This window comes from Herpetosiphon gulosus (assembly GCF_039545135.1).
Lineage (GTDB): Bacteria > Chloroflexota > Chloroflexia > Chloroflexales > Herpetosiphonaceae > Herpetosiphon > Herpetosiphon gulosus.
Window position 1 is genome coordinate 280722 of the sequence record NZ_BAABRU010000008.1, and the last position, 19561, is coordinate 300282.

The 19561-nt window shown below is 50.0% G+C and carries 10 protein-coding genes and 1 CRISPR repeat array (1 of these 11 running past the window's edge); of the genes, 9 read left to right on the forward strand and 1 reads right to left on the reverse strand.

From position 1 onward, the window contains the following. Positions 1 to 240 precede the first annotated feature (240 nt). The 9 genes from ABEB26_RS13225 to ABEB26_RS13265 all read left to right on the forward strand — a co-directional run bounded on the left by ABEB26_RS13225 (position 241) and on the right by ABEB26_RS13265 (position 12002). Positions 241 to 1326: a LacI family DNA-binding transcriptional regulator gene (locus ABEB26_RS13225; protein WP_345722492.1), complete on the forward strand. Its 1086-nt coding sequence runs from the start codon at positions 241 to 243 to the stop codon at positions 1324 to 1326. 96 nt (positions 1327 to 1422) lie between these two features. Beyond that, a complete protein-coding gene (locus ABEB26_RS13230) occupies positions 1423 to 3216 on the forward strand; it encodes an ABC transporter substrate-binding protein (RefSeq protein WP_345722493.1) in 1794 nt (597 codons plus the stop codon). An 85-nt stretch (positions 3217 to 3301) separates the two neighbouring features. Next, positions 3302 to 4279: an ABC transporter permease gene (locus ABEB26_RS13235; RefSeq protein WP_345722494.1), complete on the forward strand. Its 978-nt coding sequence runs from the start codon at positions 3302 to 3304 to the stop codon at positions 4277 to 4279. Between the two features lie 10 nt (positions 4280 to 4289). Beyond that, positions 4290 to 5294, forward strand: coding sequence for an ABC transporter permease (locus tag ABEB26_RS13240; protein WP_345722495.1), 1005 nt, complete (start codon positions 4290 to 4292; stop codon positions 5292 to 5294). Then, entirely contained in the window at positions 5242 to 6255 is a 1014-nt protein-coding gene (locus tag ABEB26_RS13245) for an ABC transporter ATP-binding protein (RefSeq protein WP_345722496.1), read from the forward strand. Before ABEB26_RS13240 ends, ABEB26_RS13245 begins: the two co-directional genes overlap by 53 nt. Positions 6256 to 6263: 8 nt before the next feature. Further along, the gene (locus tag ABEB26_RS13250; protein WP_345722497.1) at positions 6264 to 7307 is read left to right on the forward strand and encodes an ABC transporter ATP-binding protein; all 1044 of its coding nucleotides are present in this window, start codon (positions 6264 to 6266) and stop codon (positions 7305 to 7307) included. Beyond that, positions 7304 to 9322, forward strand: coding sequence for a beta-galactosidase (locus ABEB26_RS13255; protein ID WP_345722498.1), 2019 nt, complete (start codon positions 7304 to 7306; stop codon positions 9320 to 9322). The genes ABEB26_RS13250 and ABEB26_RS13255 overlap by 4 nt, the downstream gene beginning before the upstream one ends. Then, on the forward strand, positions 9315 to 10097 hold the full coding sequence (locus ABEB26_RS13260) for a hypothetical protein (RefSeq protein ID WP_345722499.1): 783 nt from the start codon (positions 9315 to 9317) through the stop codon (positions 10095 to 10097). Before ABEB26_RS13255 ends, ABEB26_RS13260 begins: the two co-directional genes overlap by 8 nt. Positions 10098 to 10199: 102 nt before the next feature. Continuing rightward, complete coding sequence (locus ABEB26_RS13265; protein WP_345722500.1) at positions 10200 to 12002, forward strand: sensor domain-containing diguanylate cyclase; 1803 nt, start codon at positions 10200 to 10202, stop codon at positions 12000 to 12002. On the opposite strand, the gene ABEB26_RS13270 is transcribed toward ABEB26_RS13265, so the two are convergent. Beyond that, positions 11983 to 13317, reverse strand: a complete 1335-nt coding sequence (locus ABEB26_RS13270; RefSeq protein ID WP_345722501.1) for a DUF2254 domain-containing protein — start codon at positions 13315 to 13317, stop codon at positions 11983 to 11985. The two genes, ABEB26_RS13265 and ABEB26_RS13270, sit on opposite strands and share 20 nt — an antisense overlap. A 216-nt stretch (positions 13318 to 13533) precedes the next feature. Continuing rightward, a CRISPR array of direct repeats spans positions 13534 to 19561; the repeat unit is 37 nt; unit sequence GTTTTAATCCCCTCTTCCTCGGGGCGTTGATTGAAAT; it runs 8866 nt beyond the window's last position.

Here is a 19561-nt window from a genome sequence, read left to right on the forward strand (position 1 = left end):
TCAGCCTAACCTCTGAACCCTGATCCCTGAATCCTAGCCCCTTTTTTCCTTTTACCTTTTGCCTTCTGACTTATCTCGGCCTACTTGACGAAAGTATATTGCATCGTTTACAATCATTTCTGTAAGCGTTTGCAAGAATAAAAAACTAAACAAGCCTCTCTAGGTGCAAAACCCCACAACCGTTCTGTAAATGCTTACAATTCACAATCCAGTTCGCAGATGCAAAGGCGCAAAAACGCGATGAGCAAAAAACTCGAACAACCAACCCAAACCCTAAAAACGCCCCGAGGCCGCCGCCCGAATGGCAATGGCCTGAGCAGCACCACGATTATGGATGTGGCGCGTGAAGCTGGTGTTTCGTATGCAACTGTCTCGCGAGTGGTCAATAACAAAGAATATGTTAAATCGGATACTCGTGAACGGGTGCTGAAAGCGATTACAAGCTTGGGCTATGTCGTCAACCAGCAGGCCAGAAGTTTGGCTGGTGGGCGCTCATATGCAGTTGGGTTGTTGGTGCGCGATCTTGGCTCAAGCTATATGGGTGAAATTGTGCGGGGGATTGACGAGTCGCTCAGTGCTGCTCAATACAATCTCATGCTCTATACCACCCATCGCCGCAAAATCAAAGAACGGATTTACGTCAACAATTTGATCCAGGGGATGACTGATGGGCTGCTCTTGGTTTTGCCAGAAAACCTTGAAGCCTATTTAGAAACCCTTGATCAGACCAACTTTCCCTATGTTCTGATCGATCATCAAGGGCTTGACGAGCGCACTCCAGTGGTGATTACCACCAACTGGCAGGGTGGCTATGATGCCACGCGCTACCTGATTGAGCTTGGTCATCGACGGATTGGGTTTCTGACGGGCATGATGGATATGCGTAGCTCGCAAGATCGCCTGAGTGGCTATCAAGCAGCGCTGCGCGACCATGGTTTGCCAGCCGATCCACAACTCGTGTATGAAGGAACCTATTATCAACCTGAAGGCTACGCTGGGGCACAAAGCCTGTTGCGGCTACCAGAGCCACCAACAGCAATTTTTGCCTCGAACGATGTAATGGCCTTTGGGGTGATGGAAGCGGTTCGCGATGCCGGATTGCGGATTCCAAGTGATATCTCGGTGATTGGCTTTGATAATATTGCGCAAGCCTCGCAGGTAGCACCGCCATTGACGACGGTCGCCCAGCCATTAGAACAACTGGGGCGCGAAGCTGTTCGAATGTTGCTCGCTCGGATCAATAATCCTGAGCAACCGATAGCGCGGACCATTTTGCCAACTACCTTGATTATTCGCCAATCGTGCGACGTTCCTCGGAACGTGTAACGCGACAAAGTTGTCGCCCGCCTGTGACGTAGGGCCCACTGAGCAGCGCGGGTGTGTGGATAGAACGATCTATCGCATACAGAAAGGGTATCCACCATGAAGCTACGGTTTCCTGCGTTGATGTTGCTGGTTATTATCTTTACCAGCATGTTGGCCGCATGTGGTGATGCGTCAACCCTCACACCACAAGCAACTCAAGCACCAAGTACAACCGCCCCAGCCGCTACTGCAACAGAAGCTCCTGCCACGGGCAGCACCGATCCAACCGCCGAACCAACTGCTGCGGCAACCACAGATACCGGTTCCACGAGCAGTGATGGCAAAGTATTTTTGACGGTTTCTGACCAACAACAATCAACTTGGGTGCGCAACTTCAACCCATTTGCAAGTGATAACCGCTGGCCAACCGCCGCCGGGATCTACGAGCCAATGTTTATTTACAACATTGCTACCGGTAAAATCGAGCCATGGCTCGCAACCGAATGGGCTTGGAATAGCGATAACACCGAGTTGACCTTCACTATCCGCGATGGTGTGAAGTGGTCAGACGGCGAGCCATTTAGCTCAAAAGACGTTGCCTATACCCTCAATTTGATGAAAGAAAACGAAAAGCTGCAAGGCAATGGCCGCGCTGCAATGCGTTTTGTTGATAGCGTCGCCGCCGATGGCAACAAAGTTGTCGTGAAGTTCAGTGAAGTTTCAACCATCGCCTTGTATGATATTGGCCATCAAATGATTGTGCCAGAACATATCTGGAGCAAGATCGCTGATCCAGTTACTTTCACCAACGAAACTCCAATTGCAACCGGTCCATTCACCGAAATCATTCGCTTCCAAGACCAAATCTGGGAACTTGGCAAGAATCCAAACTACTGGCAAGCTGGCAAACCATACATTGATGGCATTCGCCAACCAGCCTACCCCAGCAACGATGCCGCCAACTTGGCAACGATCAATGGTGAAAACGACTTGGCTAGCAACTTCATCCCTGATGTTGAAAACACCTATGTCGCCAAAGATCCTGAAAACAACCACTACTGGTTCCCACCAGTCAATGCTCCGGTGATGTTGCTCTTGAACACCACCAAAGCTCCATTCGACGATCCTAATGTGCGCAAAGCTATCAGCATGGGCTTTGATCGCCAACAAATTACCGAAATCGCTACCTACAGCTACAACGGCCCCTCAGATGCAACTGGTTTGCCTGAATCATTCGCCGATTGGAAGAACCCTGAAGCGGTTGCCGCTGGCGATTGGGTCAACTTTGATGTTGAAAAAGCCAACGCAATGTTGGATGCTGCTGGCCTGACCCGTGGCGCTGATGGGATTCGGGTATTGCCCGATGGCACCCCAATGGCCTACGATATCAACGTAGTTTCTGGTTGGACCGACTGGGTGACTACCGACCAAATCATTGCTGAAAGCTTGAAAGAAATCGGGATCAATGCCACCACCCGTACCTACGACTTTAGCGCTTGGTTCGATAAAGTTCAAAAGGGCGAGTTTGATATGTCGATTGGCTGGAGCAACAATGCCCCAACCCCACTCCAATTCTATCGTGGCTTGATGTCAGGTGAAACCGCCGATACCCCAATTGGCGAAGCCAACGGCGACAACTGGCACCGCTATGGTAATCCAAAGGTCGATGAATTGTACTCACAATTTGTCAAAACCTCAGACCCAGCCGAACAAAAGAAAATCATGAACGAAATTCAGATGATCTTTGTTCAAGAAGCCCCAGCTATCCCAATTATGCCAAACATCTATTGGGGTGAATACAACACCAAACGCTTTACCAACTTCCCGAACGAAGAAAACCCATATGTCTTGCTTTCATCGTTCGCTCAACCCGACCGCTTGATCCTCTTGACCAACATCAAACCAAAATAAGCTGTGTCTGGTTTGGTCGTGTGCTGGAGCCAATACGGCTCCAGCACCAACCCGACCCAGGCGCGAAACCCTGAAAGGAAGAACCATGCGTTTCTTGTTGCGACGGCTGGGCTTTTACGCGGTCGCGGCTTGGGTCTCGCTTACCGTCAATTTCTACCTGCCCCGGCTTATGCCTGGTGACCCAGCCTCGGCTATCTTCGCCCGTTTTCAAGGCCGCCTACGCCCTGAAGAAATCGATTCGCTACGCAAAGCTTATGGCCTAAGCGATGCCCCTTTGCTTGAACAATATTTCACCTATTTGAGAAGTTTGAGTCGTGGAGAGTTTGGCATTTCAATCAACTTCTTTCCAGCCCAAGTTACCGATGTGATTTCGACTGGATTTACTTGGACGCTCTTGCTGGCTGGTTTGGCCACCGTGATTAGCTTTTTCTTGGGCAATGTCTTGGGGATTATCGGCGCTTGGCGGCGCAATGGCATCCTCGATTCAGTCGCTCCACCCTTACTAACCTTCATCGGCGCATTTCCCTACTTCTTCTTAGCGATGATTGCGCTGTATTTCCTTGCATTTCAAGCAGGCTGGTTCCCATTACGACACGCTTATAGCGATGCGCTATCGGTCGATTGGGGCAGCCTCACCTTTATAAAGAGTGTTATCTCGCATATGCTGCTGCCAGCCACCTGTATTGTGCTGGCTTCGATTGGCGGTTGGATGCTTGGCATGCGTAATACCATGGTTGGGATTCTCTCCGAGGATTACATCACCATGGCGCAGGCTAAGGGTTTATCGCAACAACGAATTATGTTTAGCTATGCTGCCCGCAATGCCTTATTGCCCAATGTTACTTCGTTTGGGATGGCACTTGGCTTTGTGCTCAGCGGCTCCTTGCTCACCGAAATTATCTTTGCGTATCCAGGCTTAGGCTATTTGCTGTTGCAAGCAGTTCGCAACTTGGATTACCCCTTGATGCAGGGCTTGTTTTTGATGATTACGTTTGCGGTGCTTGGGGCCAATCTGTTGGTTGACATATTGTATGTGTGGCTTGATCCACGCACTCGACGCTAGGAGTTGTGCCATGCAAGCATCACCGGAGAAAACCTTGGCTTCAAAGGCAGCCGAAACTACCAAAACAGGCCGTCCATGGTTGGCACACTGGCCGTTGCTACGGGCATTCTTGCGCAATCGCAAGGCCATGCTCGGCGTAAGCATTATGTTCTTCTTTGTGATGGTGGCCCTATTGGCCCCCTGGATTGCCCCAGGCAACCCCAAAAAGATGGAAAGCCGTGCCCACTTGGCTCCAGCTTGGATCGCCGATAAACCTGCTCCAGGCGGTAAAACCTTCTTACTTGGCACAACTGGTCAAGGCCAAGATGTGTTTCGCCAGCTGGTTTGGGGTTCACGTTTATCGCTCACGGTGGGCCTGAGTGTCGGCATCGCCTCAACCATTTTGGGCACAATTATCGGCTTGACCGCTGGCTATTTGGGCGGTTGGGTTGATGATGTTCTCTCATTGTTGACCAATGTGATGCTGATTATTCCGGGCATGCCGTTGTTGGTTATTCTTGCGGCCTTTCTCAAGCCAGGGCCGGTGACCGTTGTGATGGTGTTGACCATCACCGGGTGGGCTTGGCCAGCCCGGGTTATGCGTTCGCAGGTGCTTTCGCTCAGGGCCAAAGATTTTATCGCGGCCTCGGTAGTGAGCGGCGAACGCACTCCCCGGATTTTGTTTAGCGAAGTCTTGCCAAATATGTCTTCGGTATTTGTTGGGAGCATGGTTGGTTCGACGGTGTATGCAATTGGCGCTGATGTTGGTTTGGCCTTCCTTGGCTTGACCGATGTTGGCACGACTAGTTGGGGCACGATGCTCTACTGGGCACAAAATAATGCAGGCATCTTGACCGGAGCTTGGTGGACATTTGTACCAGTCGGCATTTGTATTGCCTTGTGTGCCTTTGCCTTAACCATGCTGAACTACGCGCTCGACGAAATTACCAACCCTCGCTTACGTGCCGAAAAGGAGGTCACTCATGGCAAGCGCTCCCGTGCCAACGTCCTTGTCACCCCAGTCATCCGCAAGTAGTGCGGCTGAGCCATTACTCGATGTTCAGAACCTATCGGTCGAATACCAGACGTTGCGCGGCCCTGTCCAAGCGGTTTCCAACGTTTCGTTTAGCATCGGCCAAGGCGAGGTTTTTGGCCTCGCTGGCGAGTCGGGCAGCGGTAAATCGACAATTGCCCACGCAATTATGCGGATTTTGCATTCGCCCGCAGTGATTACTGGTGGTAATGTCTTATTCGATGGCGATGATGTGCTTGAAATGGATATGGAAGGCCTTGAGGCTTTCCGCTGGCGCGATATTTCGATGGTGTTTCAAAGCGCCATGAATGCGCTCAATCCAGTTTTGACCGTTGGCGAACAGATTATCGATGTGATCCAACGCCATCAGCCTAAAACGACCAAGCAACAAGCCAAAGATCGCGCCGCCGAATTGCTCGATATTGTGGGGATCGATGGCAAGCGGGTTGATGATTATCCCCATCAACTTTCCGGCGGCATGCGCCAACGGGTGGTGATTGCGGTTGCACTCGCGCTCAAACCACAGTTGATGATTATGGATGAGCCAACTACCGCGCTTGATGTGGTGGTGCAAAAAGATATTATGCAGCAAATCGAGTATCTTAAAAAAGAGCTTGATTTCTCGATTCTGTTTATTACCCACGACTTATCGTTGATGGTCGAGTTTTCCGACCGTATCGGCGTGATGTATGCTGGCGAAATTGTTGAAATGACTGCTGCTCATGAGCTATTCAACAAGCCGCTGCATCCCTACACCCAAGGTTTGATGGCTTCGTTCCCAGCCTTGGTTGGCCCCAAGGAAACCCTAACTGGGATTCCAGGTTCGCCGCCAAATATGCTCGAACCACCAAGCGGTTGTCGCTTTCACCCACGCTGCCCCAAGGCGTTTGCTCAGTGTCCACTGCAACAACCAACCCTACGCGAAGTTGAACCAGGCCATTTTGTGGCTTGTCACTTGTACTGAGGTGCATCATGACCAAAACTGTGTTAACTGCTGAGCAGTGGAAATTAGCTGAATCTCCCGATCCCGTAGTTTTGGAAGTGCGCAAGTTGACCAAGCGCTTTCCGGTGGGTGGCATGTTTCGAAGCAAAAACGTCCATGCCTTAACTGATGTTTCATTTGCCATTCGCCGTGGCGAGGTTTTGGCGGTCGTGGGCGAATCCGGTAGTGGCAAAAGCACCGCTGCCCGTTTGATCGCCCGCTTGATGGAGCCAACCAGCGGCGAGATTATCTTCCGTGGCCAAAATGTGCTGCAAACTGAAAAACGCGGTGCTTCGCTGAGCTATCGCAGCGGCGTACAGATGATTTTTCAAGATCCATTTGGCTCGATGAACCCAACTCACTCGGTGGCCCATCACATTATGCGACCGTTGCAAATTCATCATAAAGTTGAGCGACGCAGCGATTTGTTGCCTCGGGTGCATGAGTTGTTGGCGACGGTCGGCCTGAATCCACCAGCCGATATTGCCAATAAATATCCCCACGAGCTATCTGGTGGGCAACGCCAACGGGTGGCAATCGCCCGTGCTTTGGCGGTCGATCCCGAAATCGTGCTGGCCGACGAACCAATTTCGATGCTCGATGTTTCGATTCGGATTGGTGTGCTCAACTTGATGGCTAAGCTCAAAAAAGAGATTGGCATCGGCTATCTCTACATTACCCACGATATTGCCAGCGCTCGCTATTTTGCCGACCGGATTATGGTGCTGTATGCAGGCCAAATGATGGAAGGTGCCGATAGTGACGAGTTAATCGGTAATCCAGCCCATCCGTATACGAAATTATTGCTTTCCGCCGTGCCTAACCCCGAAGTGGCGCTTGGTCAGCGTGAAGTTGTGGCCCGTGGTGAGCCGCCATCCTTGATCGATCCGCCGCCTGGTTGCCCATTTGCCGCGCGTTGCCCACAAGTGAAGGATGTCTGTCGCAAAGTAATGCCGGATGTGCAGACGATTGCGCCAAATCACTGGGTTCGTTGCCATTTGTATGGTGAGGGCAGTGGAGGAACTGCGGCATGAGTGTGACACTGACTGCCAATGGTCTCGCAGTCAATGGTCAGGAAGTGCCGGTTTATTCCGGCACTATCCACTATTGGCGCTTGGAGCGCGACCGCTGGGACTATATTCTCGACCAAGCCAAGGCGCTGGGCTTTTCGATGATCGAAACCTATATTCCTTGGGGGGTGCATGAAACCGCTCCCGGTCAATACGATTGGGGCCAAATCGATCCACGCAAGGATCTAGCGGCCTTTATCCGATTGTGCCATGAACGGGGAATCTGGCTGATTGCGCGGCCTGGGCCATTGATCAATGCTGAATTGACCGACTTTGGCTTTCCCCAATGGATTTTGGACGATCCAGCGATGCAAGCTCGCACGGCATTGGATACCATGCATATGAGCTTGGCAGCGGGTTTGCATCCGCCGCATCAATTTCCTGTGCCATCATATACCAGCCCTGAATATTTGGCCGCCGTTGGCGTGTGGTTCGACCACATGTGCCAAGTGATTGTGCCGCAACTTTCGCCGCATGGGCCGATTGTCGCGGTGCAAAGCGATAATGAAACCTGCTATATGTTTCATGAGCAAGCCTATGCGACCGATTACAGCCCCTCGTCCTTGGCCTTGTATCAAGCAATGTTGGCTGAGCAATATGGCGCAATCGAGGAATTGAATCAAGCTTATGCGACCAACTATGCTCATTTCAGCGAAGTGATTGCGCCGCGCGATGCCGATATCGCCAGCCGCCCCGACTTAATTGCCCACCTCGATTGGGTGCGCTACAAAGAAGTGCATATTAATTGGATTGTGGCAACCATGGCCGATATGCTGCGTGAGCGTGGCGTGGTTGATGTGCCATTATTCCACGATGTAGCCTTCCAATATCGCACGCCACTGGATATTAACGCCATGGAAGCTAACGGCCATGTCGATTGGGTTGGGATCAACTATTATCGCCAACCGCAAGGCTTTGATGGTGCGATCACCTTGGTGCGCTATATGGCTGGCACTACGCGTTTGCCGTTTATCCCTGAATTTGGCAGTGGTTTGTGGATTCACCATGCTCTCACGCCACGACCGGAAGAAGCTGAGTTTGTCACTTTAGCGGCCTTGATGTATGGGATTAAAGCCTTCAATTTCTATATGTTGGTCGAACGTGATCGTTGGTTGGCCTGCCCAATCACTCGTCATGGCGATTATCGACCGGAATATACTCAATTCTTTGAGCGTTTGATGGGCTTTTTGCAACAGCAACAATGGTGGAACTTCCAGCGCAAACCTGAAGTTTTGGTGCTGATGAGCTATGATCTTGGGCGCTATTGGGCCGCAACCTCAAGTTTGCACTATGGCCATGTCGATTTACTCGGCCTGCCGCCAGCATTAAATCGAGTCGAATTGGATTTGGGCTTTAGCAGTGATCTCGAAGTTGAAAGCGACGATTTTCATCCGCAAAGTTGGTATGGCTCGTTGCGCAGCACGCTCGATGCCAACCATATCGACTACGATTTGAGCGATAGCCATTTGCGCAGCCCACGGATTGCTGAATATAAATTGGTGTTTGCTCAGAGCGTCGATTGGATGAGCCGCGCCGATCAACAGCGTTTGTTGCAGGCTGCCGAAGCTGGTGCAACTGTTTGGCTTGGCCCAACCTTGCCAACCCTTGACGAATATTTCCAGCCCTGTACGATTTTAGCTGATCAATTGGCGGGCAAACGCCAAGTTGCCTTGGGCAGTGGTCATTTGGGCTTGTTGAGCCAAGCCGAATTAGCTGTATTTTGTTCTGAGCTAGCCGCAGGCTTGCCAGTGCGACCTCAAAACCCCCAATTGGCAGTTACCAGTCATCGCTATCAAGGCCGCGAAATTCTGTTTGTAGCTAACCCAACTGCTGAAACGATTAACTCAAGCTTGGATTTTGCCCATCCGGTGCGGTTAACTAGCTTGTGGGGAGCATTCGCTGGCGCTGATCTACAACAACAGCACCCGTTTAGCCTAGCAGCCTACACGATTGCAATTGTCGAGGTGCAGCATGATTGATCGTTTTTGGCAGGTGTTGGATCTTGACCCAATCACATGGCGCAATATTGGGCGCTTTATTGAGGTTGGCAAATACATCCAAGCTGCGCGGCCTGGCGAACATGGCGTATATGTGCTCCATGATGGTCAGAAGATTTTACGGGCTGTTGATAGCAACAATCATGTGCAACGCGAAATTACTGGCAATTTGACCACCACGCCTCAAGCTTTAGCCGAGGAATTAGCCAGCGAAGGGCGTTGGGATCGGGTACATGTGATTAGCAAGCAGCATTTGGCCGAGGTTGCCAAACAAGCCCAACAACCTGAGCAACGTGGACTAAGCATGCCCGCCTACTATCATTTGGTCTATTCGTTGCTCTGGGGCGATGGTCAAGGCTATGTCACGGTTCCGCCGCCAGCGGGCCATTGGAACCACTGGACCTATCGTGGCATCGAGCAATTTGTGGCTCAACTTGGCTCAGAGGCAGGCATGGGGCTGTGCGTATTTGATGGCGAACAATTGGCGATTGGGCTGATTGCTGAATTGCACAATGGCCAGGTAGCCTATGTTACAACCTTCGATGCGTATACGGCTGAGGCTGCACCACAATTGAGCGCAACTGGTTTGGAGCAGCTATGGCAATTGCTCGAACAACGCGGCGTGCCAGCGGCAGCAGCATTAATCTGTAGTCGAGCAGCCTTTGAAGCTTGGTTGGTTGCGCCCGATAAAATTGCCAGTTTACGCCAAGCGGCTACGGCTGGTGAGGCTTGGTGGCGCTTGCGCGAGGCATTGTAGCAAAGTTCTAGGGTCAAAAACACCACTGAAGAGTTGCATCAATTGCCATGAAATACTATGATGCATGCAACGAATTTTTAATCATTACACTGCGTGGCAAGCATGAATCATGCAACAACTTTAGCGGCCTTACATGCTGCATTGGCCGAAATTCATAATCCAATGCAGCATGTCGATGTACTTAACCGATTAGTTGCCGAACTCCGTTTAGTTGACCATGAACAGGCTTGGGCACTCAACCATCAGGCCGAAGGTTTGGCGCGGATGGCGGGCGACGATGGCAAGCCGTATACTCAAGGTTTGATCGATTGTTTCTATTGGCGTTCCAAACTGCTGTTTAGCGAACAATCGTATCATCAGGCGTTAACCTACCTCTTTCGGGCCAGCAAACTGTGCCAATTAACCCCGCCCCGCCAGCCCAACCCGCATTGGCTTGATATTTTAGATACTAGTTTTCAATCGGCCTCGCTTGGTTCGGAAGATAGCGATGCATTTTTAGCTAGCGGCATTCACAGCGCGGCGGTGCATAATGCCTTGGGCGTGTTGTTGATTGTGCTGGGCAACTATACCGAAGCTTTGCAATATTTGCAGCGGGCCAAACGCGATGCGATCCAATTAAATGATCAATGGTTTGAGGCTTTGGTCTGCAATAATTTGGGCTTTTTGCATTGCGAATTGCAAAGCCCCGAAATTGCCCTGAATGATCTTGCCCATGGTTTACGTTTGCTCGAAGCCATGACGCAATTTCCGGCACATTTGCGCATGCGAGCCGAAATTCTCGATAACAGCGGGCGGGCGGCGTGTGCCCTGAAACAATTTGAGCAGGCTGTGAGTTATGGCGAGCAAGCGCTGGCACTCTATCACGAAATCGATTGGCAGCATGGTCAAGCCGAGTGTCATAATAATTTGGGCCTAGCGTATGCTGGGCTTGATCAACAAAACCAAGCAATTGAACATTTTATGCAAGCTTATGAATTAGCGTGTGGCTCGAATAATATTCACGAAGCAATTGAAGCTTTGATTCGCCATGGGGTTTTGCTCAATCGGATTAAGCATTATCAAGCTGCCCGTGTGATTCTTGAGCAAGCTTTGATTTCAGTCAATCCTACAATTAATCAACAAAAAGTCTATCGGGCACATCAAGCCTTAGCTGATACCTATGAGGCTTTGGGTGATTTTAAAGCCTCGTTAAAGCATTATAAAGCCTATTATGAATTAAAAGATACGGTTTTTAATGAGCAATCAGTGCGACGCATGCAAGTTCTGCAAACGATGTATCGTTTAGACGAGGCTCGTAATCAAGCTGCACTGTATCATTTGCAAAATGATGATTTACATCAACAATTAGCCGACATTCAACAAATTAATGTGCAATTGGCTGAGTGGGCTAAAACTGATTCACTGACCGAAATTCTCAATCGGCGGGGCTTATACGAACAAATCGACCTCGCTTTGCAACATCAACAAACTGATGCGCAAGGCTGGGCTTGGATTATGTTTGATATTGATTTTTTCAAGGCGATTAATGATAGCTATGGCCATGATAGCGGCGACGAAGTGCTACGCGGGATTGCCCAACGGGCGCGGTTGGTACTGCGTCATAGCGATGTGTTTGGACGCTATGGTGGCGAGGAATTTTTGGTCTTTTTGCCGCATACCTCGATGCAAGAGGCAATTGTGATTGCCGAACGTTTGCGCATGGCGATTGCCAACACGCCGTATGTGGTTAAGCAAACCGCCGTCAACGTGACAATTAGCCTTGGCATTGCCTGGACAGAGCAGGTTGATGACCCTGAACGCCTGACCCAATTAGCCGATCAAGCGTTGTATCGTTCGAAGGCGGCGGGGCGTAATTGTTATACCGTTGAGCGTTTGGATGCGCCAGTTAGCCAACTTTCAGCGTAATGCGTTGCTCAGGCGCGATGGCTAATGTATTGGCAAGCGTCACCAAATGCTCGTTGATATAGGCACGATCAAATGGCTCAGTGATGCCTTGATCGGCTCCCCGCGTGATAATGCAGGCTTGCTCCCAGAGCATGGCCCGGCGTTCTTGGTCGGCGCAGGCTAGCGCAACTTCATTCAGCAACACCAACAAACGTGCAGTTACAGCAATTTCACCTTTGGCATATTGACGAATTTGGTTGAGCGCAGTGCCTAACATCTGACGAAATGTAATTGTATTAGCAACCACCCGTAGCTGATCAAATTCGTCGTAGCGACATGGCGATTGCTCAGGGCGACGGATGGCCTGTGCCAGCACATCGCTCAACAAATCGATCGCATTAATCGCGGTGCTAGGGTCATTGACCGCAGGTGAAATCGCTTTGAGCGCAATATCGACTAGCTGGCGAATGCCAAACAACACATCATCAAACAAGGTGCGTTCTAAGCCAAGCTCAAACACATCTTGAAATTCAGCGATACTATCGGCATCAAGTTCGCGTTGCGGAACCATGTGTAACAATGGATTGCCAGTTGGCACAAAATCACCGACCGCTCGATCCATATAAATCACCACATCGAAGCGCTGGGCTAGCTCCAACAAGGGCACGGGATCGATCGCCTGAATATAACCACCCTTGGCATTGTAAATCGTAGTTGGGGTTTCGTTGGGGATTGGCGGTGGCGGAATTTGCTCCATCGCATGGCCTAGCGTTTCGGGGAATCGCCGATCCAACACATCGATGGTGCGTTCGGCAGCGCGGGCAATCAAGACACTAGCTTGAATCGTCTCGGCGATGTGGTGTACAAAATAAATAAAAGCCACAATACTTAAAAGAGTTAACATAATGCTCGTGGCAAGCGAGAGAATTGGCACAAAGACAAACGATGCTTGATCGTTAATCTGGCCCAGCACCAGCAAACTATAAATAAATGTGCCAATAAATGTACCCAGCACATATTGCGAAGGCGTATCGCGCATCACATTACGAATAATTCGCGGCGAAAATTGCTGCGACGCTAGCACCAAGGCCACCATAATGATCGAAAACGTAACGGTGGTGACGGTCAGCATCGAACTAGTAACGGAAGAGAGAATCGCCCGCGCATCGTCAATGCCAGCCCGCAAAAAAGCCACATGATCAAAATCGAAAACCCGATCCAGTTCGACCGTGATAAAGGCCAAAATAGCCGAGCCAATTGCCATGAGCGTTGGCCGAAACCATAACGATGAATCCAGCTTATGATACTGATTTTCGAGTTCGCGAGTGATGCGCATACAGCCTCTAATGTGTGGAATGAACAGCGTGGAAAAAGGGCGCTGGGCCGTGCTGATCTTGCACGAAATTGCAGGTTTTGGCAAGTTTTGGTTGTGGTAACAACTCGTGGTTTCTGGAGTAATCAAGCAACGTTTGCATGATCTGCCGATTGAGGCTCTGCTCCATATATTTTGGGTTTTATGCTTTGGAAGGCAAATTTTCTGCTAATTGACGATTTTCTAATCCCCTCTTCGTCGGGGCATTGATTGAAATCCGCAACCGCCACCCCGACGGCGACACCCTCTGGCCCGTTTAAAACCCCTCGTCCTCGGGGCATTGATTGAAATGGGTTGAACATGGGAATTCGGCACGAATACCGGCGTGTTTAAAACCCCTCGTCCTCGGGGTGTTGATTGAAATTTTTTTGTGGCAGATAATAAAATTTGGGCTGCCAATTGTTTTAATCCCCTCTTCCTCGGGGTGTTGATTGAAATCGGCACCGACCACTCAACCCGTCGAGAACTCCTCGGTTTTAATCCCCTCTTCCTCGGGGTGTTGATTGAAATAAAGGAGAGAAGTGGAAACACTTACTCTGGCTGAGTTTTAATCCCCTCTTCCTCGGGGTGTTGATTGAAATCGGCCTCACGCTGATCCGCACCGGCAAGGGCTGGTATGAGTTTTAATCCCCTCTTCCTCGGGGCGTTGATTGAAATCAGGCTGAACCTAACAGTACCAAAAAGGTGGCACGGTGAGTTTTAATCCCCTCTTCCTCGGGGCGTTGATTGAAATGTGGAAACATTGTCGGCGGTGAACCCGTCGACTTGCGTTTTAATCCCCTCTTCCTCGGGGCGTTGATTGAAATTGGGAGTTATTCCTACTCTTTCAACTGGACCGGGGCCTTGTTTTAATCCCCTCTTCCTCGGGGCGTTGATTGAAATTCAATCGATATTTTGAGTGAAAGGAGGTTCACAACGAATGTTTTAATCCCCTCTTCCTCGGGGCGTTGATTGAAATGCCTTCCCCGCGTTGGCCGGTAAGTCGTCAAAATCTAGTTTTAATCCCCTCTTCCTCGGGGCGTTGATTGAAATACGAATGAATACACATGAACTTTCCTAATAGGTGGGTTTTAATCCCCTCTTCCTCGGGGCGTTGATTGAAATTCCACGTTATCCCGGTGAAAAGAAAGTGTTTTGGGTTTTAATCCCCTCTTCCTCGGGGCGTTGATTGAAATTACCAGGCCCGCAAGAACGTCACCAAGTAAGTAAAGGTTTTAATCCCCTCTTCCTCGGGGCGTTGATTGAAATCGGGTGGGATATCCGCTCGATAGCAACAAATGCAAATGTTTTAATCCCCTCTTCCTCGGGGCGTTGATTGAAATCCGGCGGCCAGCCCGAGAACTGCATTACCTGGCGTTTTAATCCCCTCTTCCTCGGGGCGTTGATTGAAATTTAGTCACTTCGCTGACAATGCACTCGCTTCTAGAGTGTTTTAATCCCCTCTTCCTCGGGGCGTTGATTGAAATGAAACGATCATGATCGGTAATCTTTTGAAGGCCATCGGTTTTAATCCCCTCTTCCTCGGGGCGTTGATTGAAATCCAAAAAAGTCCATTCGTTGAACGGAGTCGTTCATGACAGTTTTAATCCCCTCTTCCTCGGGGCGTTGATTGAAATACCGAGTTAACAATGAAGACAAATGCGACTGTGGGTTTTAATCCCCTCTTCCTCGGGGCGTTGATTGAAATACACGACGGCAGGTGGTTGTCGTGTCAGTTCTGGATAGGGTTTTAATCCCCTCTTCCTCGGGGCGTTGATTGAAATTCGTTGGGGCTGGAACAACCGCCGCGCCTTTGTGCGCGTTTTAATCCCCTCTTCCTCGGGGCGTTGATTGAAATGCACTAAAAGTATATGATGCATTTGGGTTTGAAAACGTTTTAATCCCCTCTTCCTCGGGGCGTTGATTGAAATGATTAAAGTCGACGATGACGACCCTAGCTTGCCCCGCGCGTTTTAATCCCCTCTTCCTCGGGGCGTTGATTGAAATGGGCAGCAGATCAATCTGCAGCCCGGGCGATATTTGTGTTTTAATCCCCTCTTCCTCGGGGCGTTGATTGAAATTCAGCATGGCAGTGCCCACGCGCGCCTGCGATGTGTTTTAATCCCCTCTTCCTCGGGGCGTTGATTGAAATCCAGTACGCCGGAAAACTGTTCACAATGGACGTGTTCACGTTTTAATCCCCTCTTCCTCGGGGCGTTGATTGAAATGGATGCGCCGTAGCGGCTACTGCCGTCGCGCTCGAAGTGTTTTAATCCCCTCTTCCTCGGGGCGTTGATTGAAATATGGGGAAACGCTGAACATCAAGGCGATCTACGGATCGGTTTTAATCCCCTCTTCCTCGGGGCGTTGATTGAAATCCGACGTACGGCGAAATCTTACTTGTTGAGGTAGAGGTTTTAATCCCCTCTTCCTCGGGGCGTTGATTGAAATGAGCCGGTTGCCATTCGGGCCTATCGCGACCATTTTGGTTTTAATCCCCTCTTCCTCGGGGCGTTGATTGAAATGGTGTTGCCTGGCTGGTCTAACGATTTGGGCCATCACGTTTTAATCCCCTCTTCCTCGGGGCGTTGATTGAAATACAGCTCCAACGAGCACGTTCTGAGCCTGGATCTCAACGTTTTAATCCCCTCTTCCTCGGGGCGTTGATTGAAATGCAACGTGCCAAACGGCGCGATCGCCCTCCGCATGGACGGCAGCGTTTTAATCCCCTCTTCCTCGGGGCGTTGATTGAAATGGCCACCCGCCTGGTCTGGCTGCGCGACGGCAACATCAGTTTTAATCCCCTCTTCCTCGGGGCGTTGATTGAAATGCGTAAGAGGGAGCGTTGACGGCTATCAAGTTCAGGTTTTAATCCCCTCTTCCTCGGGGCGTTGATTGAAATGAAGTTCTTCCCGGTGTTCGCGTGTCCAAAGACCACGAGTTTTAATCCCCTCTTCCTCGGGGCGTTGATTGAAATTAGAGCTCCCCGAAAAGCTAGAAGGTGAGGTCGCATTGTTTTAATCCCCTCTTCCTCGGGGCGTTGATTGAAATGAATTCTTTTCCCCCGTCCAATTCGATGGCAGAAATAAGTTTTAATCCCCTCTTCCTCGGGGCGTTGATTGAAATCCGGCGGCACATACACGTGCCCAACTGCAACTAACACGTTTTAATCCCCTCTTCCTCGGGGCGTTGATTGAAATCTATGTTTGGCAGCAGCCAGGCAGAGTTGCGGTTAAGGTTTTAATCCCCTCTTCCTCGGGGCGTTGATTGAAATTTAGTCACTTCGCTGACAATGCACTCGCTTCTAGAGTGTTTTAATCCCCTCTTCCTCGGGGCGTTGATTGAAATGAAACGATCATGATCGGTAATCTTTTGAAGGCCATCGGTTTTAATCCCCTCTTCCTCGGGGCGTTGATTGAAATACGTACAACTGGTATGGGATGGAAGCCGACCTGTTCGTTTTAATCCCCTCTTCCTCGGGGCGTTGATTGAAATTTTACTGTGTTCGATATTGGTGGTGGCTATTACGAGTTTTAATCCCCTCTTCCTCGGGGCGTTGATTGAAATGGATGCGGTTATCGGAGCCAAGGAACTGTTCCATGTTTTAATCCCCTCTTCCTCGGGGCGTTGATTGAAATGGATAGCCCGCTGGGAAGCAGCAATGCTAACCAGTGCTGGTTTTAATCCCCTCTTCCTCGGGGCGTTGATTGAAATCAGTACATCGGCAACCCGGACTGGCACTGGGCGTTGTGTTTTAATCCCCTCTTCCTCGGGGTGTTGATTGAAATGACCTTGTACCTCCTCCCCGACGGAGAAGAGGTGCAGGGTTTTAATCCCCTCTTCCTCGGGGTGTTGATTGAAATTCGCATCTCATGAAGCCAAGAGACGGCCAGCTCATTGTGTTTTAATCCCCTCTTCCTCGGGGTGTTGATTGAAATGATGTCGGCATTGTCCGCATTCAGGACTGTCCAACGGGTTTTAATCCCCTCTTCCTCGGGGTGTTGATTGAAATACTTTTACGGCCTGCCAGAACCCGGAGTGCTTATCTGTTTTAATCCCCTCTTCCTCGGGGCGTTGATTGAAATGGTGCACATCGTCTCGTGCCAAGGCTCGTCCGACCGCGTTTTAATCCCCTCTTCCTCGGGGCGTTGATTGAAATGACTGCCGGCTTCAAGAGCGAGCACAAGAGCGGGGGGTTTTAATCCCCTCTTCCTCGGGGCGTTGATTGAAATAAGGAGGCGAATGCCTACTCAGCAACGAAATCCATTCGTTTTAATCCCCTCTTCCTCGGGGCGTTGATTGAAATCGGTAGGGATTCTGCATCCCGGGCATGGTTGTTGAGGTTTTAATCCCCTCTTCCTCGGGGCGTTGATTGAAATAACAAGCACAGGCAACCACCCCCCTCGAGGGGGGCTCGATGCGTTTTAATCCCCTCTTCCTCGGGGCGTTGATTGAAATTCATGAAGGAATGAATTTAAACTTCGATGGCCAGTTGCGTTTTAATCCCCTCTTCCTCGGGGCGTTGATTGAAATACGCGATCGCGGACTGCTGCAACATCCATTTTTTGTTTTAATCCCCTCTTCCTCGGGGCGTTGATTGAAATCTCCAGCATGGCAAATAGTTGGACCACTACCAATAAAGTTTTAATCCCCTCTTCCTCGGGGCGTTGATTGAAATAAGGGACGGCGAATTCGCCAGTCCCCAGTCTGCCCTGCGTTTTAATCCCCTCTTCCTCGGGGCGTTGATTGAAATAAGGAGGCGAATGCCTACTCAGCAACGAAATCCATTCGTTTTAATCCCCTCTTCCTCGGGGCGTTGATTGAAATGCACGGCATATCACAGAGGAAGAAGAAGCTAAACATCGGTTTTAATTCCCCTCTTCCTCGGGGCGTTGATTGAAATTGAAGGCAACTTGATCTCGTCGCCGTCGCCGTTCAGGTTTTAATCCCCTCTTCCTCGGGGCGTTGATTGAAATTGAAGGCAACTTGATCTCGTCGCCGTCGCCGTTCAGGTTTTAATCCCCTCTTCCTCGGGGCGTTGATTGAAATATTGCATATATTGATTTCCCAGTCGTACCAACCTTAGATTTGTTTTAATCCCCTCTTCCTCGGGGCGTTGATTGAAATTCTTTGCCCTCGCGGCAAAGGAGATTCGGGAAGCGTTTTAATCCCCTCTTCCTCGGGGCGTTGATTGAAATTTTGCACTCTTCAGTCAGTTGGAACGACGTTGAATGTGTTTTAATCCCCTCTTCCTCGGGGCGTTGATTGAAATTGAACAGACGTTCGCGCCGCGTTTCTCAAGGAGCCAACGTTTTAATCCCCTCTTCCTCGGGGCGTTGATTGAAATTTGTTCTGCCAGCTCCCACGCCGACAGGTGTGTTGGTTTGTTTTAATCCCCTCTTCCTCGGGGCGTTGATTGAAATTTACTAGAGGAGTATGTCCATAGTTGAGCAGTGGTGTATGTTTTAATCCCCTCTTCCTCGGGGCGTTGATTGAAATCGGGCGTATACGATATCACCTGGATTGTTCGTGGGGGGGCGGGTTTTAATCCCCTCTTCCTCGGGGCGTTGATTGAAATCTGGCCATTACGACTGAACTTGTGGTGGTCTCAGATGGTTTTAATCCCCTCTTCCTCGGGGTGTTGATTGAAATTCTGTTGGGAGAACCTTTACCAGCTTTCGCAACAGATCAGTTTTAATCCCCTCTTCCTCGGGGTGTTGATTGAAATTGACGAATATCGTAAAGGAGGTGTCGTTTCAATTCGTGTTTTAATCCCCTCTTCCTCGGGGTGTTGATTGAAATTCGTACATCATGGAACGCATCGTACGTCCTCCGTATGGGTTTTAATCCCCTCTTCCTCGGGGTGTTGATTGAAATTCTGAAATGGGGGTAGATCAGGTTCGGCTGTACGGGTTTTAATCCCCTCTTCCTCGGGGTGTTGATTGAAATGATCAGTTGAATGGGTTTCGATGTAAAGGTAGCTAGTTTTAATCCCCTCTTCCTCGGGGTGTTGATTGAAATCCTGAGTGTCACAATCATTGGTTGATTAACAAAAGTTTTAATCCCCTCTTCCTCGGGGTGTTGATTGAAATAAACAACATCAAGTAGATTTCTCCTCCCATAATCACGTTTTAATCCCCTCTTCCTCGGGGTGTTGATTGAAATCCAACCAATGGCTGAAGGGATGCGTGATGTGTTCATCTGTTTTAATCCCCTCTTCCTCGGGGTG

Bases quoted from the DNA above. Each gene is read 5' to 3' on its own strand.
- ABEB26_RS13270 (WP_345722501.1), bottom strand. From the start codon at position 13,317: ATGCGCATCACTCGCGAACTCGAAAATCAGTATCATAAGCTGGATTCA.
- ABEB26_RS13260 (WP_345722499.1), top strand. From the start codon at position 9,315: ATGATTGATCGTTTTTGGCAGGTGTTGGATCTTGACCCAATCACATGG.
- ABEB26_RS13265 (WP_345722500.1), top strand. From the start codon at position 10,200: ATGAATCATGCAACAACTTTAGCGGCCTTACATGCTGCATTGGCCGAA.
- ABEB26_RS13235 (WP_345722494.1), top strand. From the start codon at position 3,302: ATGCGTTTCTTGTTGCGACGGCTGGGCTTTTACGCGGTCGCGGCTTGG.
- ABEB26_RS13225 (WP_345722492.1), top strand. From the start codon at position 241: ATGAGCAAAAAACTCGAACAACCAACCCAAACCCTAAAAACGCCCCGA.
- ABEB26_RS13230 (WP_345722493.1), top strand. From the start codon at position 1,423: ATGAAGCTACGGTTTCCTGCGTTGATGTTGCTGGTTATTATCTTTACC.
- ABEB26_RS13255 (WP_345722498.1), top strand. From the start codon at position 7,304: ATGAGTGTGACACTGACTGCCAATGGTCTCGCAGTCAATGGTCAGGAA.
- ABEB26_RS13250 (WP_345722497.1), top strand. From the start codon at position 6,264: ATGACCAAAACTGTGTTAACTGCTGAGCAGTGGAAATTAGCTGAATCT.
- ABEB26_RS13245 (WP_345722496.1), top strand. From the start codon at position 5,242: ATGGCAAGCGCTCCCGTGCCAACGTCCTTGTCACCCCAGTCATCCGCA.
- ABEB26_RS13240 (WP_345722495.1), top strand. From the start codon at position 4,290: ATGCAAGCATCACCGGAGAAAACCTTGGCTTCAAAGGCAGCCGAAACT.